The organism is Alcanivorax sp. HI0083 (genome assembly GCF_001635175.1).
In genome coordinates, this window is the sequence record NZ_LWFX01001440.1 from 1 (window position 1) to 634 (window position 634).

Annotated in this window: 1 protein-coding gene and 1 pseudogene; both read left to right on the plus strand. The window is 57.9% G+C overall.

Annotation, left to right across the window (positions count from 1 at the left end):
* Nucleotides 1-87: MoaD/ThiS family protein (locus A3754_RS21795; RefSeq protein WP_197468774.1), on the plus strand; the 87-nt coding region annotated here is incomplete at its 5' end.
* 56 nt (nucleotides 88-143) lie between these two features.
* Nucleotides 144-634 (plus strand): annotated as a pseudogene (locus A3754_RS21800) (thiazole synthase); the annotation flags it as partial.

Consider the following 634-nt stretch of genomic DNA (forward strand, 5'->3'; position numbering starts at 1 on the left):
GAAATCGTCCCGAAAAGCCAGCATGCCGATTTTTCCCTGAACGAGGGTGACGTGGTGGAAATCGTCCATGCCATCGGCGGCGGCTGACACTCACACCTGAATTGCCCTGACAGCCAATTACTTACCGAATTATCGAGGCCAGAATGTCCGATCTGCTTACCATTGCCGGAAACACCTACTCCCGCCTGCTGATCGGTACCGGCAAATACAAGGATTTTGACGAGACCCGTGACGCCATCGAAACCAGCGGCGCCGAAATCGTCACCGTCGCCATCCGCCGTACCAATATCGGCCAGAATGCAGACGAGCCCAACCTGCTCGACTACATCACTCCGGACAAATACACCATCCTGCCCAACACCGCCGGCTGCTTTACCGCCGAAGATGCGGTGCGTTGCTGCAAGCTGGCGCGGGAACTGCTGGATGGCCACGACCTGGTGAAACTGGAAGTGCTCGGCGACCAGAAAACCCTGTACCCGAACATAACCCACACCCTGCATGCCGCCCGCGAACTGATCGACGACGGCTTCAAGGTGATGGTTTACACCAACGACGACCCCATCGTGGCAAAAGAACTGGAAGACATGGGTTGCGTGGCAGTGATGCCGCTGGGCTCGCTGATCGGCTCCGGGCT